Here is a 25,668-nt window from a genome sequence, read left to right on the forward strand (position 1 = left end):
CTATTTCGCTTCATATACTTTTTCTCCGTTCAGATAGGTTTTTAAAATTTTGGTTTTTAATATATTTTGTGGCGTTGATTTCAAAATATCGTGATCGAGCATAACAAAATCGGCTAATTTGCCTTTCTCAAGGCTACCTTTTTCATGTTCTTCAAAATTGGCCTTTGCTGCCCATATCGTCATTCCGCGTAGGGCCTCTTCAGGTGTCAGGGCATTTTCTAACTGAAAACCTCCTTTAGGAAAACCTTTTGCATCTGCTCTCACCGTTGCTGCATAAAACGTTAATAATGGATTAATGTTTTCTACAGGAAAATCTGTACCTAATGGAATCCAACCGTTTTGTTTTAGCAATTGTTTGTAGGCATATGCTTTTTTTAACCTTTCGCCGCCTAAACGCTGTTTAGCCCAATACATATCGGAAGTGGCATGCGTAGGTTGCACGGAAGGAATTATACTGGCGTTTCCGAACAGGTCAAAATCTTTAGCATTAATTACCTGAGCATGTTCAATCCGCCAGCGCTGATCGTTTTTACACTTTAAAATTTTATTGTAAATATTGAGGATTACACGGTTGGCCGAATCTCCAATGGCATGGGTACACATCTGGAAATGATTGGCAGCTATTTCTGCGGCCACTTCTTCAAAATGTTTCTGATCGCTTAACAAAAAACCGGTTTTATCTGGCATATCGTGATAAGGATGCAGCAGACAGGCACCACGCGAACCTAAAGCGCCATCGGCATACACCTTAAAAGCACGAACATTTAACCGGTCGGTTTTAATTGGTCCACGGTTAAATAAATATTTATAATTATCAGGCTCATCTGAAAGCATTACATAGAGCCTCATTTTCAGTTTATTCGATTGCTGCAGTTTCTCGATAAACTCAACCGTCAGATAACTTAATCCACAATCATCAATGGTGGTTAAACCAGCAGCGAAACAGTTCTGCTGCGCATCCATAAATATCTTTTCGGCCAGTTTAGCATCTGGCGATGGGATTTTACGCTCTACTAGCGCTACAGCATTATCAATCAACACGCCAGTGAGTTTTCCGTTTTGGGTAAGCATATCGCCGCCTACCAATTTTTGCACACCTTTAATCCCAGCTTCATCCAGGGCTTTTTGGTTTGCAATGGCGGCGTGTCCATCAATCCGGTTTAAAAATACTGGTCGATCTGGAAAAAGAGCGGTCAACTTTTCATTTGTAGGGAAAGCTTTATTGTCCCAATCGTTTTGGTCCCAGCCATTGCCGATTAACCAGCCATCGGGATGCGTTCTGGCAAAATCAGTTAAACGGGTAAGCACTTCATCCCAGGATTTGGTTTCCCGCAGATCAGCGGTTTGCAAACTTTGTCCATAGCCATAAAAATGGGCATGTGCATCTATAAAACCGGGATAAATGGCTTTGCCTTTCGCATTGATTTCTTCTTTTGCTGCATATTGATCTTTTATCTCATCACTTCTACCCAGTGCGAGTATCTTTCCATTTTTTACGGCAAACGCTTCAACCGTATCAAACTTACTGTTAACGGTATAAACCCTTGCATTGTAAACAATGACATCAACCGCTTCCTTTTTGGCGCAGGAGGTAAACAACAATGCCAGAAAAAGACTGTATAAGATGGCTTTCATTCCGCTAAAGATAGAAAAATGAAAGCATTTGGATTTGTAAATTCGGTTTTACAGAAACGACGACTCAATCGTGCATCAATCCTGGTCTTATCGTCTCGCTAGGACCTACACCAAACTCATATTTTGCCACGGAAACACCGAAAGCACGGAATATAGCTTGAGTTGATTAAACATCGGTAAACCAGCAGAAATTCTCCACCAGTTCAGAACGGCAGGCCCATGTAAAATAAACCTGATGGGAACGGCATCCCGATTCTTCTATCGGGATACAGTGTACAGCAGGACTACCGGAACCGATTGGCACAGAATTCTGCTTTTCAAAAAAACTAAACACAACCCTGGTCTTAACGTCTCGCTATGACCTTATAACTATACCACAATTTTTTGCCACGGAAACACAGAAAGCACGGAGGTTTATTGTAAATACATAACCTGCATGCCACCGAGAAATGGATTAAACCTTTAAAAAAATGGTATAGCAGGTTTGTAAATTACCGTTTTCAACTTTTTACTACGAAAGGCATTAATCAAAATAAGTATAAAATTTAGCACATAAAAAGTAAAAATGACGATGAAAAAAGTGGACATCTTAAATATTCCTCCAATATGCATCATCTTGACAAACATACCTGACACATACAAAAAACTGACAGCAAGCGTAAAGGTAGCCTGAAAATTTAGTAACTTTTTACCGGTCTCACGTAGCCTTTCATCTTCAGTTTTTTTAAGATACCATAAAACTAATGGGATAATAAAACCCAATAGGGGAAAAATAAGGAAACTTAGTGCTGATAAATTTAAAAGTGGGGCGAAATGAGTTTCTTCTTTCTCACTTATTGCAGTTAAATCTATTGGTTTTAAGCCAAAAGCCCGGGCCAGTCTGATCAAGGTATCACCCCTTGCTTCGGTTTTATTTTGCTCAATGCGCTGAATAGTACGTAAGCTTAAATGTGTTTGCCTGGCAAGTTCTTCCTGACTGAAACCATATTGATTTCTAAGTTCTTTTACCCTGTCTGATAGTTTCATATTTGCTAATGATTGCATTAGACAAATGTAATCGATCAGGTTTAAATTATGGGACGACTTATTTACGTCATTTAAGTGCCAAATGGGACATATTAATCCTTTTCTTCCATGCTATGGCCAGATCTGGACTTTTTTTCTTTACGGTCACCTTGAGCGGCAGTCGACGGTAGCCAAAAAGTATAGGTACAGCAGGACTACCGGAACCGATTGGCACAGCATCCTGCTTTTCAAAAAAACTAAACTAAGGCAGGGATACAAAGTGTTCGTTACAAAGTTTCTTCACTACGTTCAGAATGACGGGCAGCAATTCAATCCTATTTACCCACAGTCATTTATATGTTGAGTTTTAAACAAATCAGGTTCTTTAAGCTTATTTTGCATAATTTAGCAAATTCACTTTGCCTTAATACATGACTGATATTATTCACTTATTGCCTGATGCTGTTGCCAATCAGATTGCTGCCGGAGAAGTGGTTCAACGACCTGCTTCTGCGGTAAAAGAATTGCTCGAAAATTCGATAGATGCTGGTTCAGATAAGATTCAACTGGTAATAAAAGATGCAGGCAAGGCATTGATTCAGATTATTGACAATGGCTGTGGAATGAGCGTTACCGATGCCAGGATGTGTTTCGAACGCCATGCTACATCGAAAGTTAAAAAAGCAGAAGATTTATTCGCCATCCGCACCATGGGTTTTCGTGGTGAGGCCATGGCTTCTATTGCAGCCATTGCACAGGTAGAAATGAAAACCCGCAGGCACGAAGATGAAATAGGCACCTGCATTTCTATCGAAGGCGCTCAGGTAACCAATCAGGAACCGGTAGCTACGTCTCCCGGAACGCAGATTTCCATAAAAAACCTGTTTTTTAATACGCCAGCCAGAAGGAACTTCCTGAAAAGCAACCCGGTAGAAATGCGTCACATCATAGATGAATTTCAACGCGTAGCATTGGCACATCCAGGTGTTTTTTTTAGCCTGCACCATGATGGGGTTGAAATTTTCAACCTTCCAAAAGGCAATTTAAAACAGCGTATCGTCCATCTTTTTGGCAATAACTACAACGAACGTTTGGTCCCTGTTGAGGAAGAAACCACGATTATTAACTTAAAAGGATACATCGGCAAGCCTGCTTTTGCAAAAAAAACCAGGGGTGAACAGTTCTTTTTTGTAAATAACCGCTTTATTAAAGATCCCTACTTAAACCATGCAGTAAGCTCTGCTTTTGAAGAGTTACTGCCTGATGATAGTTACCCGTTATATGTATTGTTTATCGAGATCGACCCTTCAAAAATCGATGTAAACGTACACCCTACAAAAACAGAGATTAAATATCTGGATGAAAAGTCGATTTACGCCATCATGAGATCGGCTGTAAAACGTTCTATTGGCCGGTATAATATTGCCCCGACGCTGGATTTTGATCAGGAAACTGGTTTCAGCAATATGATTACGCATAAGGCAGTTGAAGATATTGTACCACCGAGCATTAATTTCAATCCTGATTTCAATCCTTTTGCGAATGACAGCAGTTCTACCTCCGGTTATGCCTCTTCGCCAAGAAATTACGATGCAAAACCGAGCGCCAAAAACTGGGGTTCGCTTTACGATATAACCGAACAGCCTGTTGTAGAGCAGACCTCTATTTATGAGGATGAAACTGTTTTGGAAACGAAGCAGAAACAATATATGCAATTGCATAACCGCTATATTGTTTCGCAGATCAAGTCGGGGTTGATGGTGATCGACCAACAAATGGCACACGAGCGGATCCTTTACGAGCGTTTTCTCGTACATCTGGATGACCGCAAAGGCGCATCGCAACAGAGTTTATTTCCGCAAACCATTACGCTAAATGCGAATGATTTCGAACTGGCCAAAAGTTTACTTGATGATATAAAAAGCTTGGGCTTTGATGTACGGGAATTCGGGAAAAATACGTTGGTAGTAGAAGGTGTTCCGGTTGATCTGGGCAGCAGCAATATTAACGAAACGCAATTATTTGAGCAATTGATTGAGGGCTTTAAAAACTCACAACAAGAATTAAAGTTGAGCAAACGCGATAGCCTGGCAAGAAGCCTGGCAAAAAACAGTGCGATAAAAGCCGGAACAAGTCTCGGTCAGGAAGAAATGAATACACTAATTGATGAGCTTTTTGCCTGTAAAACGCCTAACTTCAGTGTAAGTGGCAAACCGATTATCCAAACCATTACACTGGCAGAACTGGATAAGAAGTTTGAGAAATAGGTTTAGGGTTTAGGTAAAACAATTCAAGATTAAACTTTGCCGCTTAAAAACAAGAAAAAAATTAAATGAACAACATATATATTCCACCGGTAGTAAAAAACCTACTGATTATTAACGTTTTATTTTTCGTTGCCAGTTACCTGCTCACCACGCTCCACTTAGATGACCGGTTAGCGGTATATTATTTTGATTCTCCGAAGTTTGAGGTCTGGCAACCCATTAGCTACATGTTTATGCATGGTGGCATAGCGCATATTTTCTTTAATATGTTTGCGTTGTACTCCTTTGGAAGCATTCTTGAATCGAGATGGGGCGGCAAAAAGTTTATTATCTTTTATTTTATTACCGGTTTGGGTGCACTGGCACTACAGTGGGCAGTACAGGCTTACGAGGTACACCAAATTATAGGTAGCGCCACCAATAATGGAAAAATAAACCTTGCCGCATTATTTCAGGGCGAATTTAATACTTCACAGCTTTCAATGGCACAAGCCGTTACACTTAGAAGCATCTATTTTGGCGGCATGGTTGGCGCTTCGGGTGCTATTTTTGGTCTGTTGGTTGCTTTTGGCATGCTTTATCCAAATGCCGAACTACTGATTATGTTTATTCCGGTTCCTGTAAAAGCTAAATATATTATACCCATTTATATTTTAGTAGAGTTATCTTTGGGTGTTGCCCAGTTTGAAGGCGATTCCATCGCCCATTATGCACATCTGGGAGGTGCCTTAATTGGCTTTATACTGGTTAAAATATGGAAAGATAAAAACGATACATTTTATACACTCTATGAATAATACTTTCAAAGATTTAAAATACAAGGTTTTTCAATCGGGCAACCCATTGTTCTTTTACATCGGGATTAATGTTATCCTTTTTTTAATTACTTCCATTATTGGCGTAGTTGTTTTTTTAGGTCGTATTCCTGTCGATGCCAATTTGTGGATCAGGGAATATGTAGGCTTGCCGGCTAGTCTTCCGAAATTACCGGAACGTTTTTATACCCTGTTTACGTATATGTTTTTTCACGACGGGATTCTCCACGTCTTGTTTAACATGCTCGGCTTATTTTGGTTCGGCAACATATTTATGAATTTCCTGAAAAGCAGGCAGTTTCATTTTGTATACCTTGCAGGCGGCTTGTTTGGCGGTTTATTTGCTCTTGCTGTATTAAATATATTCCCTGTTTATGCTGATGGATTAGCTGGCGTAACGATTATCGGAGCATCGGCCGCCGTAATGGCCATTATTTTCGCGGCAGCCACGCTGGTACCCAATTACAGCATTATGCTGCTTTTCTTTGGCGAGGTTAAAATTAAATGGATCGCCATTGTATATTTTATCCTGGATTTTATTGCTATCGGCTCTGTAAACGCCGGTGGAAGTTTAGCGCATATTGGTGGTGCACTTTTAGGTTTCACCTTCATTAAAAGTTTGCAGAACGGACGGGATTGGAGCAAAATATTTGAGCGTAAGCCAAAATTAAAGGTAGTACGGAATGAAAAACCAGTTAAAAAACCTGAATTTAAAGGCGGAGTAACACAACAGGAAATAGATGCCATTTTGGATAAAATATCAACTTCAGGCTACGATAAATTAACAACTGTAGAAAAGGAAAAACTATTTAAGGCAAGTAAAGATTAATGGCTACGAAAGCGAAGAAATACAGTTTCATAGATAAGCTCCTCTTGCCTATTGCGATTCTATTGGCAATTGCTTTGCTTTTAGGGGTGCTGGCCGGAAATATGGATCCGAGAAAACACGCCATTATTGCTTTTTTCGGGCTTGCTTACCCATTTGTCTTATTTGCTAATATCGTATTCCTGGTTTGGTGGTTTTTAAGCAAGAAATGGATTTTTGCAATCGCTACCATTCTGGTAATCGCAGTGGGTGCTAAAACCTTAAAAGCAACCTTTGCCATTGGTGGTGATGAAGGCAGTGCTGAAAAGCTTGATCATAGCATCAGAATGATGACATACAACGTACACAGTTTTAAATTGTATGGAGAAGACAATACCGAATCGGTAAAGGAAAAGATGCTTCAGGTAGTAAAAGACCAAAATCCGGATGTTATCTGCTTTCAGGAATTTTACACCCGTTACAAAGGAGCGTTCGATACAATTGATAGCCTAAAGGTACTGCTGAATACGAAATATTATTATTTTGTACCCATTGATAAAAATGATTACGAAGCTGTTGGCTTGGCGATATTTTCTAAATATCCAATCGAAAATTCTGGAAAAATCCCCTTTGTTAAAGGTTTTTCCAATAACATGAGTATTTATACCGATTTAAATATTAAGGGAAAAATCCTGAGGATTTATAACGTGCATTTCCAATCAATCTCTTTCGAAAAGCAGGATTATGAATATCTGGATAAGGTTAAGGAAATGAATACCGAGTTACAACCATCAAAACGAATCTTAAGAATGCTCAAAAGTGCGTTTTTGAAGCGTAGCGGTCAGGTAGATATCATGAAAAAGGAAATGGCCTCATGTAAAACACCTTACCTTATAGCAGGCGATTTTAACGATACGCCAGCATCTTACGTGGTTACACAAATTACCGACGGTTTAAATAATAGTTTTATAAAAAAAGGCAATGGCTTCGGTAAGACTTATAACGGTAAATTTCCTAATTTTCAGATCGATTATATTGCCACTTCCAAAGAACTTGAGGTGTTGAATTACAAAATCATTCAGGCTAAGTTATCTGATCATTTCCCGGTTAGGAGTGATTTAAGGTTTGTACCTTAAGCTTTCCCTGGCTTGTGTCTCTACAGAACAGCCTTGATTATTCCCTTTTTCGTTCTGTGAGGACACAGACCGAGGATAGTTTTTTTATAAGAAGCGCAAGGTCTGTACAGAATAATAAGTTTCTTCCCGTTTTCCGCTTTTACGCTTCGCTTCCTCGTACCTCGTTGCTGCAGGGTAACGCTACAACCGGGGCTAGGTGGGCGCAGTTGCATTTCATTTTTGCGGTTGCAGGGTGCAGAACCCTTGTTCCTAAACCTGATTGAGCGGAATAGCCCGCAGCGTAGCGAGGATAAGCGAAAGCGGGACTGAAAACCGCCAAGCCCCAAAAGCCATTCGTTTCCTAATTCTGTTTCGATCGGCTAGACACCAACTGATAGGATAATTAGGATATCAATAAATTGTGTGATTGAAAGATCCTGAAACAAGTTCCAGGAGATGATATGTGCAGAAATACATTTGCAACTACAACAATGGAATCCTTCCTAAACGATCGAAATACGTTTTATTATGTTTTCTTACCATACATCAACAATAGGTTTATTCCTTATTTCCATATTTGCTTCATAAAATTTAAAAAAAATATTCAAAATATGAGCTTAATAGATGCCCTAAACTGGCGTTATGCCGTTAAGAAAATGAATGGTCAGCCTGTTGAACAAGAAAAGGTTGATAAAATTATTGCTGCAGCACATTTAGCACCAACATCATCAGGTTTGCAACCTTTTAAAATCATTGTGGTAACCAACCAGGAGTTGAAAGAGAAAATTGCACCGATTGCCTTTAACCAGTCGCAGGTAATTGATTCTTCTCACTTATTGATTTTTGCCGCAAACGAAAATTATACGGAAGAAGGTATAGACGAAGTTTTCGACAGAATGAATACAGAGCGGGGCTTACCATTAGATACTACAGATGCTTATAAGAACCAACTTAAAGGGATGCTTTTGTCCAGAACAGCAGAAGAAAACTTTAACCATGCGGCCCGCCAGGCTTATATTGCTTTCGGTATTGCCATCGCAGAAGCTGCTGTGTTAAAAGTAGATGCTACACCAATGGAAGGTTTTAACGGACCGGCTTTAGACGAACTTCTAGGCTTAGATAAAAAAGGCTTAAAAAGTGTTACGCTATTGCCTTTGGGATACAGGGACGAAGCCGGTGATTGGTTAGTGAACCTTAAAAAAGTACGTACACCAAAAGAAGAATTCTTAATTGAATTGAAATAACAGGCAAACACAATTATATTTAAACGGGCCGCTTTTAGCGGCTTGTTTTGTTTGTGCGAATAGCGTAAAGTGGTTGGCGTTTAGCTACAATTAACCGATTTCCAGTTATTATACTGTCTGTAGAGTTAAGCATAGCGTCTCTAAGGACGAATAAGTTTGAGTTTGTAACGCAATGATGATAGAGCGAACGGAGAAGCTCTGCCATGCTGTAAATCCGTTTGCGATTTGGAACACTAGGGATAGAAAGTTAAAGCCCAATAATTTTGTAAAAAAGTGTTAAACCTCCGTACAATTTAGGACAGCTATTTATAATTGGATATATTTACGAGCTTTAATATCCAATCCATGAAGATTTTTAGATTATCGTTTATAATACTGTCGCTTTTATCCACACTAAGTTTTTCTTCTTCGGCTCAAACCGATACCATTAGTATCAACAGCATCATTGCCAAAACCAGTAAGGTATTAAGTGATTACCCTGCTGAAAAGATTTACCTTCATTTTGACAAACCTTATTATGCAGTTGCCGATACAGTTTGGTTTAAAGCTTATGTTACCGAAAACCAGAATTTTTTATCAGGCATCAGTAAAATCATCTATGTAGATGTGATCAACCAGAAAGATTCGCTGATCCAGACTATAAAGTTACCCATAACCGGTGGTTTTGCTTATGGCAGTTTCCCTTTAGATCAGATTAACTATAAACAAGGTAATTACCATATCAGGGCTTATACTTTATGGATGCTTAACAGCGATGATCCGGCTTATTTCAATAAAACCTTCTATATAGGCGAAGCCATTGATAAGGAGGTAAAAACCCACATTACTTACAAAAACACCTCTACAGATAAGTTGGAAAAAATTGATGCGCGTGTACAATTCAAAGATGCCAACAATAAACCCTACGCCAATAAAAATGTGAGCTGGCAGGTGGTTACCAGCTATACGGTTATTGCCAAAGGCAGGGGTACAACAGATGCCAATGGCTATTTAACCATTGCGATGAGTAATGCACAAAAGGCCGAATATCAGTTACAAAAAGGCGAATTGATTACGAGCATTAATACCACTGATAAGGATGTGGCAAGCAGCAGCTTCCCACTTAAAAATGCAATCGTAAGCAAAGATTTTCAATTTTTTCCTGAAGGTGGCAGTTTAATTGCTGGTCTAAACAATAAAGTAGCCTTTAAAGCCATTAAAAGTGATGGTTTAGGAATTAATTCAAAGGGTACGGTAACCGATAATGATGGAAAAACTGTTGCCACCTTTACTGCCCAACATTTAGGAATGGGCAGTTTTAATTTATTGGCAGAAGCCGGGAAAACCTACAAGGCTGCTGTTACGTATGCTGATGGCACTACTCAAACTTATAATTTACCTGCGGTTGCTGCAAATGGTGTTGCTGTGAAAATAGACAATAGCAATCCGGATAATATTGCCATAAAAATCCTGGCTAATGATGCCTTTTTTGAACAGAACAAAGGAAAAAAGCTTTATCTGGTTGCGCAGAGTAAGGGCGTTATCTGCTATGGCGCGCAAACAGCATTATCAAATATAGAATATAATACTACAGTGCTTAAATCTAAATTCCCAAATGGAATTGCACAATTTACGCTGTTTAACGAATTTGGAAAACCGCTTAGTGAACGACTGGTTTTCGTTCAACACAAAAATACCATGGCGTTAACGCTTTCCAGTGCAGCAACTACGTATGGGATTAAGAAAAAGGTGAAGATAAATGTGGCCGCCAAAAAAGATGGTGCTCCTGTAGAAGGTAGTTTTTCTGTAGCGGTTGTAGATGAAACCAAAGTTCCATCAAGCGAAGACGCCACCAGCACGATATTAACAGGCCTGTTATTAAGCAGCGATGTTAAAGGTTATATTGAAAAAGCCAATTATTACTTTAATGCACCCGATGCCAGGAAAAATGCAGATTTAGATGTATTGCTCCTTACCCAGGGCTATCGCAGTTTTAAATATACCGACATCATTTCCAATAAACTGCCAAAAATTGATTTCTTGCCAGAACAGGGTATTGAAATTTCAGGTATTTTACGTCAGAACAATGGTATTCCGGTTAGAAAAGGAGCCCTGCTTTTAAGCATCCCAGATAAACGTTTTAACCAGGAAGGTACTACAGATCCGGTAGGAAACTTTAAATTCTCGAACCTGGTATTTAACGATTCATCGAAAGTAACCATTACTGCCAAGTATAATCCAAACTATAAAAACATGACCTTGAGCTTAAATGGTGCGCCGGTACCTACACTTACCAGAAATTTTAGTGCAGCGGAAGAGGTTTTAAATATTGATAGTACGTTGACCAATTATCTGGATAACAGTAAAAAACAATACGCTTACTTACATACCTTGAAAGATGTAAATATTAAAGCAGCTGCTGTTCCGAAAGTAAGCCATAAGGATTATCCTGCATTGAGCGGACTAAGCCAAATGGCCGACCATGAAGTGAGTGGCGACCGATTTAAGGGCTGCGGTTTATTGATTAACTGTTTACAGGGTATGCTGGCGGGGGTCACTTTTGCCGATAATAACTTTTATGTAACCCGCGATTACAACCAGGGCAAAAAAATACCTATGGGTATTTTCATTAATGGTATGAATGTGGATGTAAACCAGATTAATACGATAGATGTTAACCAACTCGAATCGGTCGAAGTATTTTTAAGAGACGATTTAGGACTGGTAAACCGTGCCAACAATATAAACGGTGTAATTGTATTTAACCAGAAAAAAGCACCGAAAGGAACCCGGATTTCGAAAGCTCAATTGATGGATATGCTTCCTAAATATTACGAGCTTACTTTCTCGCCTCAGGGTTATAATAAAGAAAAACAGTTTTACTCTCCTAAATATGATGTTCCGGCAAGCATGAACCGAAACGATTTAAGAACCACCATTTACTGGAACCCTAAAGTTGTTACTGATGCGACAGGCAATGCTTCTTTTGAATATTACAATGCTGATGGAAGAGGGCAGTACAAAGTAATTATTGAAGGTATAGATGCTAATGGAAATTTAGGAAGATCGGTTTTTAAGTACACCGTAAAATAGATAGTTGATGGAAAATGTAAGATGGATGATGGTACTGGATTCCTTCCCTCATCCATCTCACATTTCCGATCTTACATCATCCATTTTACATCTTACATTTTCCATGCTAAATTACCTCAAACGGCAACTTTTCTCCTTTTAAACCAGCCAAAACATTTTTAACAATAATCTGCGCCATGGCAGCCCTTGTTTCTTCGGTGGCTGATCCGATATGTGGCAAAACTGCAACGTTTTCCATCGCTAACAAAGGGTTGTTTTTATCCATCGGTTCGGGGTTTGTTACATCCAAACCTGCTCCCCATATCATTTTCTCTTCCAAGGCTTTGATCAAATCCTTTTCATTATGAATACCGCCCCTGGCTGTATTGATGAAAATGGAATTGGATTTCATCTGCTTAAAAACATCTATTGTAAACTTCTCCCTGGTTTCGGGCGTTAGTGCCGTATGGATAGAGATTACATCACTTTGTGCTAAAAGTGTTTCGAAGGATACATATTTTGCACCAATTTCCTTCTCGGCTTCTTCGTTACGCGAGCGGTTGTGGTAAACTACCTCCATTTGATAGGCCGCAGCGCATTTTTTAGCCATTTCTAAACCAATTTTACCCAATCCAAAAATACCGAGGGTTTTGCCGTTTACTTCAATGCCTAGTTCTGGCGAAGGCTCATAGTTTTTCCACTCGCCCTGAATGATTTTCTTATGCGAAAAAAATGCTTTTCGCGATACGGCCAGCATCAGTAAAAAAGCTGTATCAGCAGTTGCACTGCTTAAAACACCAGGCGTATTACCAATGGGTATATTCAATTTTTTAGCAGTATCCAAATCAACCTGATCGAAACCTACTGAATGCAGCGCAATCACCTTTAAGTGCTTGCACGCATTTAAAAATCCGGCATTCAATTTATTAGGGCCTACGCTGACCAAAGCATCCTGATCCTTACAGGCTTCAATCAGCTCTTCTGCCGTAATCTGCCTGTTTTCTTTCCATTGGGTAATCGTTATATTATTTTCTTCCAGTTGCTTTAAGCCAACCGGAGCAATGTTGCCGCTTATAAATACTTTCATATTCAATTAACAGTAAAATCTGAGCAGGAGTTTTAATAATGCTTATTTTACCGTAGTGGTAAGTACCTGATAAGTATTTGCACTAAAATAACCCAGGGCATTGTTGGTAATGTTTGATGTGGGATTGGCCGGTGTGGTACCCTGGTTAGGTCCACGGTCTGACTGTTGACTCAATGCATACCAATAATTAAAAATATTACTGTCAATACATTCCATTTCCACCTTAATCTTATCATTGTTGTTCAGCTCATCACTGTCATGGTCATTGTTGGGTTTAAAGAAGAGCTGGATCCGTAAATCATTACCGTTGGTTAACCTGTCGTTATAAGCATAGTATCGTCTTGATAGCACATCATTTACATATAGGTTAAAATGGTAAAAATTAACCTCATTAACCGGATCTTTTAAGAAAGCGGCCGCTGTTTTGCGTTCACGGCCGAAAAAAACATTATTAATAATCCCGATTGAATCCATTTTAACCACATTAGGCATTTTAGAACTGGCCGTATACTTTTGTCCTTCAACAATTGCATTTAAGTTATAGGTAACACCAGGCTCCCCTTTCATGCGGTTAATATAAGTACCAGGCTTAGTTCCTTCCTTAAATATAAACGTATTGCCTTTGCTATCGGTTACGGTAACCGTAGCACCTGAAATTTTGGGAAAAACATTTTCCTCGGTATAACCTATCGTTTTGCTGATTTTAATTTCCTGATCAATCAACTGGTTATTTATAATTCCTTCAATAACAACCTGTGGATCGGCATTTTCCGTATCAATGGAAATAATCTTTTTACATGAAGCGAGACACAGCGTAAATAAGGCAAAATATATCGTTAGTTTTTTCATGGTGTTAAAATTTAAAATCCCAGGTAACAGAAGGAATCAGGCCAAAAAGTGAAGTTTGCTGTGCAGCAGTTTTGTTCGGATTTTCAGGATCGGTGATAAATTCTATAGAGTAAGGATTTTTACGTCCAAGCACATTGTAAATACCAAAATTCCAGCTCGATTGGTATTTACCTTTTTTCTTGCCTGCTAACGTTGCACTTACATCTAAACGCATGTTGTAAGGCATGCGGCCTGCATTACGCTGGGTATAATAATAAGCAGGTTGTCCGCCGATGGTATATTTTCCTGCAGGAAAAGTAACTGCATTACCTGTACTATAAATAAAGCTCGATGAAAAAGTCCACCTTGAGGTCATGTTGTAAATGCCAACCAACGAAATATCATGCGTGCGGTCTTGCCTTGCCGGAAAATATTTTCCGTTATTCAGTTCGGTAAATTTACGTTCCGTTCGCGATAGGGTATAACCCACCCAGCCGTTCAGCTTACCAAATTTCTTTTTGAAAAACAATTCCATTCCGTAAGCACGGCCTATACCGTAAATCAGTTCAGATTCTACATTCGAATTGGCAAGTAATTGGGCAGCATTCTTGTAATCGATCTGGTTTTGCAGCCATTTATAATAAATTTCGGCAGACAATTCATAGGTGTTTTCCTTTAGGTTTTTAAAATAACCTAAGGCTACCTGATCGGCAATTTCGGGCTTAATGTTATTGCTGCTCAGCACATACTGGTCGGTTGGCGAACTGGATGTAGCATTAGTTAAAATGTGAACATTCTGCGTATTACGATTGTAGGATGCTTTAATTGAGTTTTGTTCATTAAGCAGGTAACTTACCGAAAAGCGGGGCTCGAGGTTGAAATAGTTTTTATAGAATTTGCCTTTGGCTACATTTTCTGTAGAGGTGATTTCGCCTGCCGGATCATAGGTATTAAAATTTCCTGGCCCCATTAAAGAAAAAGCGGCCAGCCTAACACCATATAAAAAATTGAGGTGCTCGTTTACATTCCATTCATCAGAAATATAGGCAGCAGATTCTATCCCATACCTACGCTCTTGCGTAAGCGAATTTACCTGCGAAGAAGCATCGCTATCAATATCAATCGGCGATATGCGGTGCTGGGTAGCATTTAGCCCGAACCTGAGAATATGTTTGTTGCTGAAATACTGAAAATCTTCTTTAAAATTAAAATCGCGTACCAGCGAAGTAGCCTTAAAATTAGTGGCATCGTTGAGCAAACGAACGGTATAATTATAATTGTTGTAAATGAACGATGTGTTGGAGAATAAACGATCACTAAAAATGTGGTTTAAGCGGATGGTGGTGGTTACATTGCCCCAGTTGTTCTCAAACAAATCCTTTACTCCAATATTATCCTTACCAAAATAACCCGAAATATAAATAGTGTTTTTATCATTAATTTTGTAATTCGCCTTAGCATTGATATCGTAAAAATTTAAGGTACTGCCGTTAACAGACGAATCTGGCGAAGCCCTTAAAAACAGATCGATATAGGTTCTACGGAAACTTACCATAAATGAACCTCTATCTTTAACAATGGGTCCTTCAGCTTTTAAACGCGAGGCAATTAAACCTATACCGCCCTGAAACTTAAATTCTTTATTGTTTCCATCATCCATTTTAACATCTAAAACAGATGATAATCGGCCACCATACTGCGCCGGCATGCCACCTTTGTACAAACTTACATCTTTAATTGCATCGGCATTGAAAGTTGAGAAAAAGCCGAGCAGGTGTGAAGAATTATACACCACAGCCTCATCTAAAATGATTAAATTCTGGTCGGCTGCTCCACCTCGGACATAAAAACCTGTATTTCCTTCTCCACCTGATTTTACGCCTGGCAACAACTGGATGGTTTTTAAAATATCCTTTTCGCCCAGCAATACCGGGATAGAATTAAGCGTTTTCATATCAATCCTTTCCAGTCCCATTTGCGCACTTTTAACATTTTCGTTTTTACGATTGTTGGCGCTCACCTTTACTTCGTCCAAATCGTTTGCACTTCTTAATTCTTCATTTAGCTTGGTATCTTTTGTTAAATTGACGGTTTTAACAACAGGCGTATAACCAGTATAACTTACTGCCACCGTGTAAGTTCCTTCAGCTTGCGTTAAAGCGAAATAACCATAATTATTGGTTAAAGTTGCGGCATTAGAAGTACCGGAAATCCTTACCGTTGCGCCAATCAGGGTTTCGCCGGTACCGGCATCGCGAATCGTACCACTAAGTGTAAATTTCTTTTGAGCAAAAATAGAGGCGGAGAAAAAAAACAGGAAAAATAAAGCTAAGTAGTATTTTATGGACATATCGGCTACTATCTAATTTTTAAGGTAGAAACCAAATGTACGAAATCAAACTCCTATTATTGGATAATGGAGGATTTCTTAATAAATTTTGGGATTTATGGATTAATCTAGGGATGAATAGCAATACGGTGTGAACGTAAAAGGTAAGGACTTAAATCATCTTTACCGGCCTGCTGAAAGGTAATTAATTTAGAAGGTTCTTTAGGCATATGGCAATCGATGCAGTTTGCGTTGAGCGATCCTTTTGCCAAAGTAACCTCACTGTGCTTTGTACTTTGATGACAGCTGATACAACGTTGTGAGTAAACTTTTAAATTACCCTTACTATTTTCATGGGTATTATGGCACGATTGACAAGTCATGTCTTTGCTTTTCCGATAACAATTGCTGCCCGTTAACATGCCGGTCTGGTTGCCATGTACATCCGGATCGCCACCACCAAAACCCACAAAATCCTGTGCGTAGTAATCATCGATATAATCGCCAGGGGTAAAACCAAAAACCGATTTTTGGGGAACCAATGAATTGCCGGAGTGGCATACTCCGCAGGCATCCATCCTTTGTTTACGGCTTAGCGTTTTATAAATGGTGATGAATTTTGCGGTTTTCTCTTCTGGATTTTCGAGATGAAAAACCGCATGTTGCCGCCCCGGTCCGTGGCAACGTTCACAATCTATACCGTAAATTAGTGTACCACGCTCCAACTCCTCATCAGTAGAAACACCTGAAGTTTGGATGACTTTTTTATCTACGTACGAAGCATGGCATTCTAAACATCGGCTACCAATTGGCCTGTCGTAATAAAAGGTTTGTTTGGAGAAACCCGGACTAATGGCCCAGTTACGAATCCCGGAGAAATAGGAAAGTGGCAGCTCATACAGCTTTTTACCTTTCCAATAGGCATAGGTATAAGCCTTTTCGCCCGAACCAAATATCATATCAAATTTTTCGGCACGAACTTCTTTTCCATTTACATAAGCGACCTGAAAAATGCCACCAGCTCTTTTTTCAATAACCACTTTTTGGTGTACATCAAAGTTGAATACATTAGCATCGGGAGCAAAAATCTTTAACAGTTCCTGACTGTACACAGGTTTAGAGCTTAAACCATGTGCATCATGCGTAAAAGACTGCTTAATCTCCTGATGGCATTTCACACAAGTGGCAGCACCGGTGTAAGCTTCACCCCTAATGTCTTTTGGCAAATCATCGACCGTATTCATACATCTTGAAAGGATCATGACTACTCCTGCCATCACGCCCAAAATAATGAGGATCCGTTTTATACCTTTCAAAATATTTTTTTGTCTTTATTTTATAAACTGAATATAACTAAAATTATAACCACCATTAGCGGCAAATACCCTAATTTTTTGCCACCCAGCCTTTAAAGGCACATTTTTGATTTCGAAAGTGGCAAACTTTTTCATATTGCCTGTATTGGGAACCACTACAGCAGTGGCGATGGTTTTACCATCAATTAAAATGGTAATGCGCCCGTTGGCCTGATCTGCCGCCGCATTGATTTTTAACGTATAGTTACCTTTTTGTGCCACCTTAACCGTGTATTGCAACCACTCTCCTTTTTCGATATGGTTTACATAATATTTTTCGTACTGAAGAGAATCTTTGGCAATATCTACACCATCATTGCGGTAAATACCGCCCCGGTTTCCAGCCGTCCGCTTATTGGTAACCGTATGGTAATCGGCCGTGTCTTGATCGGAATAGGCAAATCCGTTTCTCCCCAAGTCATAATCAACGGCGTAAATAATGCTTTTATCCCGAACTAAATTGTCTTTAAAAGGTTTGGTTTCATAGCTAAAAGGCTGGCGGATCATCGCATCAATTACATCACGGTGAATAATGGTATTTTCTAACCTCGAATAAATAGCCACTTCCATCAGGCCACTATATACGTTGCTATCTTTAGGTTTATTACCGCCATGGTTCAGGTATTTAATCAGCGCATCGTAATTGGGGTTCGATTTAATTTCCATGGGATTATTAACGCCCATTTTCTTTAAAGGCCACCACGACCAGCCAATGTTGTTTTTTTCTAACAGATGGATGGCATCGGTAAACCAAACATTAGAGTTCTCGCCTGTCTCGCCCAGCCAAACAGGTACATTTTGCTCATCGCGGGCTTTGATGATGTGCGCTATGGAAGCCTGGTCGTTATAGTTCCAATATTTATGAAAGCTTAAGACCATGTTTTGGTCCCATAGTGGAAAAATACCGTTGTAGTTGTTGCCCCAACCGTTACCTTCAATAATAATGAGATGCTGCTGATCTACCTCACGGATGGCTTTGGTAATCGCTACCATCAGTTTTCTTAAGGGAGCATTCACTTTTTCCTGGGTCCCGTTTTTATCTTCCTCAGGATTACTGAAACCATAATTGGGTTCGTTTATAATATCATAGGCGCCGATGTAGGCCTCATTTTTATAACGTTCGGCCAGTTTCCGCCACAGGGCTATGGTTTTCTCCTGGTTGGCCTCACTATCCCACAGGTAGGATTTTGACGGATCGCGGTCGGCAATGTTTAAATCGTTACCCTGTCCGCCAGGTGCAGCATGTAAATCCAAAATGAGGTACATTTTATTGGCTTTGCACCAGTTGAGCAAACTATCGGTTAAGGCAAAACCTTTTTCGAGCCAGGTATTTTTACCCGCTACAGGTTCCTTATCAACCGGCAGGGTATAAAGATTATAGTGCATGGGTAAGCGGATAGAGTTAAAACCCCAGCGTTTCATGGAATCTACATCAAGTTTGCGTGTATGGTTAGCCAGCCAGGCATCGTAAAATTCCTGCGTTTGCTTTGGCCCCATCAGGTCGGTAATCCTTTCGCGGATGCGATACTGCTGCGACTCTTTATTTATTTTCAGCATGTAGCCTTCCTGCAACATCCAGCCACCCAGGCCAATGCCGCGCAACAATACGTTCTGGCCCTTCCCGTCAATAATTTTTGTGCCTGATGCTTTTAAAAAACCCTGACCAAAACCGGTAAACGAAATGCTGCTGAACAGAAAAATAGATAATATAGATCTTTTAAAAAACATAGTTGATTGATTAAAAATTACCAGATACAAGTAGCTACTGCACCCTTATCGAGCGCTGCAGCATAGCTTTTGCCATTTAGGCTAATGTTAAATGCTGCAGTTGCTTTGCCCGTATTGGCCACAATAAGTACATGTTTACCTTCGGGGGTTTTAAATGCAACATTAGCCAAACCCTCAGGCTCGTTAGATGCAACCCTTACGGAGCCCGGCCTTACAAACTTAGCGGCATGGGCAATGGAAAAGTAGGCCAGGTTACGGCTATAATTGTCGCCGTTAATGGTAACTGCACCCTGGCACATCGAGCAACCTCCCCTATCAGTATAGGGTTTATTTTCCGGATCTGCTGCGAGGTTCCACTCCAATACATTTTTGGCCCAGTTACGTGTGGCGCCAATAATTAAACGCGCTACCGGATTTACGATATCAATAGTCTTGGCATCAGGCTGTTCTACTACCATTTGCTCAGAAAAATAAATGTTTTTATCGGGATGGGCATCATGCACATCGCTGAGTGCTTCTATTTTACCCCCGTAAAGATGGAAAGCAGATCCATCGATATATTTTTTAGCTCCCGGATCATCCAAAATACTGATCGGATAATCGGGCCGATCGGCATTATGATCGTAAACAATAATTTTGGTTTTAATGCTGGCTTTTGCAAAAGCGGGGCCTAGAAACTGCTTTACAAATAGCGCCTGATCTGGTGCTGCCATAAACAAACTCGGGTTATTGCCAGGATGTAAAGGTTCGTTTTGCACCGTGATGGCATCAATAGAAATCCCCTCCTTTTTCATTTCCTGTACATAACGCACAAAATATTTAGCATAAGCAGCATAATACTCCGGCTTAAGCATCCCTCCGCGGGCATCGTATGTTGTTTTCATCCATAAGGGAGGAGACCATGGCGAACCCATTATTTTAATTTTAGGATTAATGGTCAGGATTTCTCTCATTACCGGAATAACATCTGCCTGGTCAGGGCCTAAATCAAATTTAGCCTGCTCCACATCGGTTTGCCCTTCAGGAAGGTCGTTATACGAAAATACTTTTTCGTTTAAATCAGATGCACCAATGCTCAGCCTGATGTAACTTACACCAATATTATTACCATTTGTAGCAAAAAGTTCTCGAAGCAAAGCGGACCTTGCCGGTGCAGACATTTTGATTATATGCTGCGCACTGCCTCCAGTCAAAGCATAGCCAAAACCATCTATACTTTGAAACGTTTTTTTATCGTTTATGATGATTACAGGATGTTTGGTTTTTGGTGCAGATACCTTTAAACCTGTTGCCTGTCGGGTAAATAAGGCTGTACGATCGGCTTTGGTTAACCATACCTGTGGCTGGCTTTGCGCCATAGCCGAAAAAGTAAAAACACAACCCATTAAGAGTCCAATGGACTTGGTAACTAGCATATAAGGGAAATAATCTGATAAAAAACAGGAAGAAAGACTTCGCTCTCTCCCTGTAACAATTAAACTTAAGGATATATATTTTCGATTTTATTTAGTACCACCCCATTCTTTACTTTGTACAATTTTGGTATTGTTTAACTCCGCTTGTGGGATCGGCAAGGTCTCATTTTTATTGGCCTGAAAACCTTTAAAGGCCAGTTTAGCTGGCGCAAGTCCCCATCTTACCAAATCAAACCATCTTTGTCCTTCGGCCACCAGCTCCAGGCGTCTTTCTTTCATGATATTGTCCATGGTTACCTCCACAGGATTTAAGCCCACCCGCGCTCTAACTGCATTAAAGAAAATATAAGCCCTGGTGCCCGTACCAACAGCTGCACCGCTGCGTAACAAGGCTTCGGCTTCCATTAAATAGGTATCAGCTAAACGGATTTCGTACATATTCTGACCAAAGTTTAGTTCCAACTGGCCAACAGCAGCTTTGGTAGAAACCCTGCCAGCATATTTTTCAACAAAATATCCGGTATTATCATTTGCATGTTTATAGGTTACAATACCTGCTTTTTCCAAACTATCTAAATTGGCCACCGTAGGTTTGTTACGTGGATCGTAATGGATTAAATCAAACAATTCTTTGGTTATTGGCATCACACTCCAGCCCGAAACATAGTCTGGTGCTTGCGAAGCGATTACAGGCACGTAGTTACGCGGTCCTACCAGAATGCCCATCACATTCCCTTCACGGCTGCCAACGTTACTCCAGCCCATGTTAGAGGTAGTATTGTAACTAAGTTCTAAAATAGACTCTGAATTGAATTTATTTTTCCAGTTCCATAAATCGGCAAATTTTGGCAATAATTTATAGCCATAGGTACTTGCACCAGGAGCTGTACCATTAACTTCGGCAAACTCTGCAGCTGCCAGGGCCCATTTTTCCTGCCATAAATAAACCTTACCTAAAACTGCATGTGCTGCACCTTGATTTAAGCGTCCTGCATCTGCAGTAGGGATCGTTACCGGAAGAGCAGGTAATGCATCTTTTAAATCCTGTTCTATCTGTTTGTATACATCTGCCGGAGCAACCTGCGTAACATCGAACATAGCAGAAGGCTCAATCGGTGCCAGAATTAGCGGTATATTTTTGAAAATGCGTACCAAATCAAAATAAAAAATAGCGCGCAATGCTTTGGCTTCAGCAATATACCGCGCCTTGGTTGAAGCATCCATGTTAATGCCTTCTATTTTTTTCAGTAGCACATTTGCGCGGTAAACACCGGTAAAGCCTTTACTCCATAAATAACTTGGTGCACCCGATAAAGAGTTTACGGTATAATTATTCATGGCTTGCATATCTCCTAAATCTGATGGAGAATCGGCACCGGCATAATGATCATCTGAGGCAGAGCAAAATAAATTAAGCTTGGTAAGGTAACCACTGGATTGATTACCCAATTGATCATAAACCGCTACCAAACCCGTGAATGCCTGTTGCTGATTTTGATAATAATTTGTCTCCAATATGCGTTCGCGTGGATTTACCTCGAGCTGTTTTTGACAAGAAACGATAAGCTGAGAAGTGGTTAAAAGGGCTGCAATAGCTAAAATATTCTTTTTCATTTTTAATTTTTTTTAGAATCCAACATTTAAACCTACCATAAACGAACGGGCTTGCGGATAAACGCCACGATCTACACCCAATACAGTTCCACCGATTTCGGGATCGTAACCTGTATATTTTGTAATGGTCCACAGGTTTTCGCTCATTAGATAAACCCTAACTTTTTGTGCGCCGATTTTTTTGATCACATCATTTGGAAGATTATAACCTACCTGAAGGGTTTTTAAACGGAAGTAATCACCTTTTTCTAGATAATTTTTAGAGAATTTGGTATAGTTTCCATTCAAATCCTTGTCTGCAACACGCGGAATATCGGTTGAGGTGTTGGTTGGTGTCCACCTGTCAAGAATGGATTGTTGCCAGTTTCCATAAGTGACATCCAAACGTCTTAATCCCTGGAAAATCATATTTCCGCCTACACCATTTCCAAACGCAACAAAATCAAAGTTTTTATAAGCCAGGTTAATGGTAATGCCGTAGGTATATTTTGGAAGCGGACTGCCTAAATAGGTACGATCACTACCGTTTATTGTTTCATTGCCGTCTAAGTTGGCAAATTTAACATCTCCAGGTTTTGCAGAAGGTTGTAATATGGTACCCCCCGGACCTCTGTAAGCATTAATTTCTGCCTGCGACTGGAAAATGCCCAGCGCTTCATAACCATAAAATTCATTAAATGCACGTCCAAGTCCGGTACGGGTAAAGTTGCCCATTCCCTGAAAGCTTTGTGCGTTATCTTCAATAAATTCTCTTCCCGGCAATAGTTTGGTTACTTTGTTTTTCAGCGTCGAGATATTGGCATTAATACCCAAATTAAGTTCCCCGATTTTTTTTCTGTAACCCAATTCGAATTCTATACCGGTATTCTGCATATCGCCAACATTTTCTGCGGCACCGCCGGCAGCACCTAAATAAAGCGGAATAGAAGGCGTTTGCAACACACCAATGGTTTTCTTTTTGAAGTAAGAAGCACTCAGGCTAAAATCATTAAATAAGGTTGCATCTAAACCGATATCTGTTTGGTGGGTTTCTTCCCATTTCAGATTTGGGTTTGATAAGGCAGCCGGACTCCATCCAATGGTACTCACATCGGTAGTACCAAAAGTATAGTTACGTCCGCTATTAACTAATGATATGTAACTGAAATCGCCAATGGCGTCATTTCCTGTAATACCATAACTACCACGTAATTTTAAGAAGTTAACAATCTTGTTTTCTTTCCAGAAAGCTTCTTTTGTAGGTACCCAGCCAATTGATGCTGAAGGGAAATAACCAAAGCGGTTGTTGGTACCAAAGCGTGAAGAACCATCACGACGGATAATACCCGTAAATAGATATTTTTCATCGTAATCATAAGTTACACGTGTAAATAAAGAGTTAACAACGTGCAAGGTAGCATCACTACCATCACCCTGGATATCGGCAGTTGCCGGCTTATAGTTTAAATTGGCCTGATAAAAATCCTGGGCAATAATATTGTTAAACCTTACATTTAAACCACGGTTATTGTTGTCCATATAATAACCCTGACCCAAAATAGCATAGGCATGGTGTTTACCAAAACTTTTAGAATAGCTAATGGTATTCTCCCAGTTGTAATTTAGGGTCATGTTCATCTCGCGATAGAAGTTAGTCTTCGAATTCGTATTTGCGGGACTCAACCAGTATAGTGGTGTATAAGATTCTGAACCATAGAAGGCAAGTTTAGTTCCTAATGACGACCTGAATTTTAAATTTTCAATAGGCTCAATTTCTAAGAAAGCATTACCAACAATGTTATGATCCCAACCATAGTTACCCAGTCTGGTTTGATTGTATGCTAAAGGATTACTCATTTCCTGACCAACAGGGCCCGATATACCATAAGGAAATCCTGTTGCCGGATCTCTTATAATATTGGCTATGGTGTAAGGAGATTTGTTAATGATGTTTGGATCGGTTTGAATAACCGGTGTTATCGGATCTAAATGAATGGCCGAACTTAAAGGACCACCAAACTCGCTATTGGTATTGCCTAAAGACTTGTTAACCGAATGGCTGTAACCTAAATTCTCGCCAAAGCTTATCCAATTAGCTGGCTTAAATGTGGAATTAAGACGGATGTTAGCACGATTAAAACTGGAAATAGGTGTGGATACAATACCATCCTGATCGATATAACCAAAAGAAGTGTAAAAGGTAGATTTATTGGTTCCGCCTGAAATGCTGAACTCATGGGTCTGTCTGCGGGCGTCGTTATTAAAAACAACTGATTGCCAATCAGTACCTTCTCCGTAAGCAGATGGATTGGCATAAGGCAGTGTAAAAGTGCCGTCGGTTGCTGCATTATAACTGTTTGCATAGGCTTCATTCCTTATGGTAGCATATTCTGTCGCATTTAAGAGTTTTAACTTTTTAGCAGGCGCCTGTGTACCGTAAAATCCATTGTAGTTAATAGATAATCGGCCTTCTCTACCTTTTTTTGTAGAAACGATAATTACACCATTTGCCGCTCTTGCACCATAAATGGCCTGCGAAGCTGCATCTTTTAAAACCTCAATAGATTCGATGTCCGATTGATTTAAATAACCAATACCGCCATTATCTACAATTACGCCATCCACTACCCAAAGCGGATCGTTATTGCCTGAAGATGCAAAAGAGGTAAAACCCCTTACCCGAACTGTTGAAGCAGATCCGGGTTGTCCATTACCACTGGCAATTGTTAAACCAGATGTTCTTCCCTGTAAGGCTTGCTCTACCCTGTTGATTGGCATCGATTCCAGATCTTTCGCTTTTACGCTGGAGATAGATCCCGTTACAAGGGCTTTTTTCTGTGTACCGTAACCCACCACGACCACCTCGGATAAATCTTTTGAGTTGGCAGACAGCGATACATTAATACGTCCATCAGCCGGAACAGTTATCGTTTGCGTGGTCATACCGATTAAGCTGATGTTTAATTTTCCGCCTACGGGCGCCTGAATACTGAAAACACCATTGGCATCAGTAGATGCAGCTTTAGTTGTGCCCTCGAGCCGAACGGTTACACCCGGTAAAGGACTACCGTTTTGTTCTGTTACTTTTCCTGTAACGGGAATGTCTTGTGCCAATAAGGCCAACGGAAATGCGAGGATACAGTAAATGAAGAATACGAATGTAAATCTTCTTCTCATAGAAATTACTTTTAAGTTAATGAATTTGGTTAGCTCATGATACAGTCTTACTGGTTGCTGTTTCATGAATCAAATCTATACACGTAGCGTGGAATAGCACAATTCACTACTACTACACAAACCATACAGTAGCCTTAAAAAGGGCAAAATAAACGGAAGAACAGGCCTACATAAGCCCTACAGGATGAATATAAAAACCTATATTACAGTCATTTAAAC

General features: G+C 39.9%; 16 protein-coding genes. 6 read left to right on the plus strand and 10 right to left on the minus strand.

What is annotated here, in order from left to right:
* On the minus strand, positions 1-1,635 hold the full coding sequence (locus ACIQXP_RS15785; protein WP_387505881.1) for an amidohydrolase: 1,635 nt from the start codon (positions 1,633-1,635) through the stop codon (positions 1-3).
* Positions 1,636-2,097: 462 nt separating this feature from the next.
* Positions 2,098-2,679 (minus strand): magnetosome magnetite crystal formation protein family, encoded by a 582-nt coding sequence (locus ACIQXP_RS15790; protein WP_387505880.1) that lies wholly within the window; start codon positions 2,677-2,679, stop codon positions 2,098-2,100.
* Positions 2,680-3,071: 392 nt separating this feature from the next.
* Here ACIQXP_RS15790 and mutL point away from each other — a divergent pair, with 392 nt between their 5' ends.
* The 6 genes from mutL to ACIQXP_RS15820 all read left to right on the plus strand — a co-directional run bounded on the left by mutL (position 3,072) and on the right by ACIQXP_RS15820 (position 11,958).
* Positions 3,072-4,907 carry a DNA mismatch repair endonuclease MutL gene (gene mutL, locus ACIQXP_RS15795; RefSeq protein ID WP_387505879.1) on the plus strand — a complete coding sequence of 612 codons (1,836 nt, stop codon included), beginning with the start codon at positions 3,072-3,074 and terminating at the stop codon, positions 4,905-4,907.
* Between the two features lie 65 nt (positions 4,908-4,972).
* Entirely contained in the window at positions 4,973-5,704 is a 732-nt protein-coding gene (locus ACIQXP_RS15800; RefSeq protein ID WP_387505878.1) for a rhomboid family intramembrane serine protease, read from the plus strand.
* Positions 5,697-6,551 (plus strand): rhomboid family intramembrane serine protease, encoded by an 855-nt coding sequence (locus ACIQXP_RS15805; RefSeq protein ID WP_387505877.1) that lies wholly within the window; start codon positions 5,697-5,699, stop codon positions 6,549-6,551. The genes ACIQXP_RS15800 and ACIQXP_RS15805 overlap by 8 nt, the downstream gene beginning before the upstream one ends.
* Positions 6,551-7,663, plus strand: coding sequence for an endonuclease/exonuclease/phosphatase family protein (locus tag ACIQXP_RS15810; protein WP_387505876.1), 1,113 nt, complete (start codon positions 6,551-6,553; stop codon positions 7,661-7,663). Before ACIQXP_RS15805 ends, ACIQXP_RS15810 begins: the two co-directional genes overlap by 1 nt.
* A gap of 590 nt (positions 7,664-8,253) precedes the next feature.
* On the plus strand, positions 8,254-8,886 hold the full coding sequence (locus ACIQXP_RS15815; protein WP_387505875.1) for an NAD(P)H-dependent oxidoreductase: 633 nt from the start codon (positions 8,254-8,256) through the stop codon (positions 8,884-8,886).
* A 345-nt stretch (positions 8,887-9,231) separates the two neighbouring features.
* Positions 9,232-11,958 (plus strand): carboxypeptidase regulatory-like domain-containing protein, encoded by a 2,727-nt coding sequence (locus ACIQXP_RS15820; RefSeq protein WP_387505874.1) that lies wholly within the window; start codon positions 9,232-9,234, stop codon positions 11,956-11,958.
* A gap of 106 nt (positions 11,959-12,064) precedes the next feature.
* Here ACIQXP_RS15820 and ACIQXP_RS15825 read toward each other — a convergent pair whose 3' ends face one another.
* The 8 genes from ACIQXP_RS15825 to ACIQXP_RS15860 all read right to left on the minus strand — a co-directional run bounded on the left by ACIQXP_RS15825 (position 12,065) and on the right by ACIQXP_RS15860 (position 25,449).
* Positions 12,065-13,024, minus strand: coding sequence for a 2-hydroxyacid dehydrogenase (locus tag ACIQXP_RS15825; protein ID WP_387505873.1), 960 nt, complete (start codon positions 13,022-13,024; stop codon positions 12,065-12,067).
* A 42-nt stretch (positions 13,025-13,066) separates the two neighbouring features.
* A complete protein-coding gene (locus ACIQXP_RS15830; RefSeq protein WP_293744785.1) occupies positions 13,067-13,873 on the minus strand; it encodes a DUF4249 domain-containing protein in 807 nt (268 codons plus the stop codon).
* Between the two features lie 4 nt (positions 13,874-13,877).
* Positions 13,878-16,202, minus strand: coding sequence for a TonB-dependent receptor (locus ACIQXP_RS15835; protein WP_387505872.1), 2,325 nt, complete (start codon positions 16,200-16,202; stop codon positions 13,878-13,880).
* A gap of 107 nt (positions 16,203-16,309) precedes the next feature.
* Positions 16,310-17,497 (minus strand): multiheme c-type cytochrome, encoded by a 1,188-nt coding sequence (locus ACIQXP_RS15840; protein ID WP_387505871.1) that lies wholly within the window; start codon positions 17,495-17,497, stop codon positions 16,310-16,312.
* 15 nt (positions 17,498-17,512) lie between these two features.
* Positions 17,513-19,264 (minus strand): cellulase family glycosylhydrolase, encoded by a 1,752-nt coding sequence (locus tag ACIQXP_RS15845; protein ID WP_387505870.1) that lies wholly within the window; start codon positions 19,262-19,264, stop codon positions 17,513-17,515.
* A 17-nt stretch (positions 19,265-19,281) separates the two neighbouring features.
* Positions 19,282-20,679 carry a glycoside hydrolase family 30 protein gene (locus ACIQXP_RS15850; RefSeq protein ID WP_387505869.1) on the minus strand — a complete coding sequence of 466 codons (1,398 nt, stop codon included), beginning with the start codon at positions 20,677-20,679 and terminating at the stop codon, positions 19,282-19,284.
* An 87-nt stretch (positions 20,680-20,766) separates the two neighbouring features.
* The gene (locus tag ACIQXP_RS15855; protein WP_387505868.1) at positions 20,767-22,293 is read right to left on the minus strand and encodes a RagB/SusD family nutrient uptake outer membrane protein; all 1,527 of its coding nucleotides are present in this window, start codon (positions 22,291-22,293) and stop codon (positions 20,767-20,769) included.
* A 12-nt stretch (positions 22,294-22,305) separates the two neighbouring features.
* Positions 22,306-25,449, minus strand: a complete 3,144-nt coding sequence (locus ACIQXP_RS15860) for a SusC/RagA family TonB-linked outer membrane protein (RefSeq protein ID WP_387505867.1) — start codon at positions 25,447-25,449, stop codon at positions 22,306-22,308.
* Between the last annotated feature and the right edge of the window lie 219 nt (positions 25,450-25,668).

It is taken from the genome of Pedobacter suwonensis, assembly GCF_044762335.1.
Taxonomy (GTDB): domain Bacteria; phylum Bacteroidota; class Bacteroidia; order Sphingobacteriales; family Sphingobacteriaceae; genus Pedobacter.

Coding starts and splice junctions, on each gene's coding strand:
- ACIQXP_RS15785 (WP_387505881.1), bottom strand. CDS start 1,635: ATGAAAGCCATCTTATACAGTCTTTTTCTGGCATTGTTGTTTACCTCC.
- ACIQXP_RS15790 (WP_387505880.1), bottom strand. CDS start 2,679: ATGCAATCATTAGCAAATATGAAACTATCAGACAGGGTAAAAGAACTT.
- mutL (WP_387505879.1), top strand. CDS start 3,072: ATGACTGATATTATTCACTTATTGCCTGATGCTGTTGCCAATCAGATT.
- ACIQXP_RS15800 (WP_387505878.1), top strand. CDS start 4,973: ATGAACAACATATATATTCCACCGGTAGTAAAAAACCTACTGATTATT.
- ACIQXP_RS15805 (WP_387505877.1), top strand. CDS start 5,697: ATGAATAATACTTTCAAAGATTTAAAATACAAGGTTTTTCAATCGGGC.
- ACIQXP_RS15810 (WP_387505876.1), top strand. CDS start 6,551: ATGGCTACGAAAGCGAAGAAATACAGTTTCATAGATAAGCTCCTCTTG.
- ACIQXP_RS15815 (WP_387505875.1), top strand. CDS start 8,254: ATGAGCTTAATAGATGCCCTAAACTGGCGTTATGCCGTTAAGAAAATG.
- ACIQXP_RS15820 (WP_387505874.1), top strand. CDS start 9,232: ATGAAGATTTTTAGATTATCGTTTATAATACTGTCGCTTTTATCCACA.
- ACIQXP_RS15825 (WP_387505873.1), bottom strand. CDS start 13,024: ATGAAAGTATTTATAAGCGGCAACATTGCTCCGGTTGGCTTAAAGCAA.
- ACIQXP_RS15830 (WP_293744785.1), bottom strand. CDS start 13,873: ATGAAAAAACTAACGATATATTTTGCCTTATTTACGCTGTGTCTCGCT.
- ACIQXP_RS15835 (WP_387505872.1), bottom strand. CDS start 16,202: ATGTCCATAAAATACTACTTAGCTTTATTTTTCCTGTTTTTTTTCTCC.
- ACIQXP_RS15845 (WP_387505870.1), bottom strand. CDS start 19,264: ATGTTTTTTAAAAGATCTATATTATCTATTTTTCTGTTCAGCAGCATT.
- ACIQXP_RS15850 (WP_387505869.1), bottom strand. CDS start 20,679: ATGCTAGTTACCAAGTCCATTGGACTCTTAATGGGTTGTGTTTTTACT.
- ACIQXP_RS15855 (WP_387505868.1), bottom strand. CDS start 22,293: ATGAAAAAGAATATTTTAGCTATTGCAGCCCTTTTAACCACTTCTCAG.
- ACIQXP_RS15860 (WP_387505867.1), bottom strand. CDS start 25,449: ATGAGAAGAAGATTTACATTCGTATTCTTCATTTACTGTATCCTCGCA.